The 303-nt window shown below is 47.5% G+C and carries 1 pseudogene; it reads left to right on the plus strand.

Features of this window, described 5'->3' with window-relative positions:
• Positions 1-303: pseudogene (locus AB4653_RS28145) on the plus strand (MFS transporter); the annotation flags it as partial.

The raw sequence follows: 303 nt of genomic DNA on the forward strand, positions 1-303 counted from the left end.
TGCGGCGTTGTGGCTTTTCTTTTGCCCACTTGAGCCTTTGTATCTCATGCTTGGCCAGTTCTTGATGATTCTTGGCAATGGTATTGCATTGCCTTGTGCTCAGGCGTTGGTGATGTTGCCTTATAAGAAGAACGCTGGCGCGGCTGCTGCGATGTCTGGCGGCGGGCAGATGGTGGTGTCTTCAATGGTGAGTATGGGGCTAGTTCAATTAGGGCTAGGAGAAGCGTGGCATTTATCGCTTGTCATCATGTTGTTCACTATTATTACTCTGATTAATATTTTGCGTGGTTTCAGTAGTCAAGA

The sequence above is a fragment of the Vibrio sp. 10N.222.48.A3 genome (assembly GCF_041475345.1).
GTDB classification, from domain to species: domain Bacteria; phylum Pseudomonadota; class Gammaproteobacteria; order Enterobacterales; family Vibrionaceae; genus Vibrio; species Vibrio tasmaniensis_A.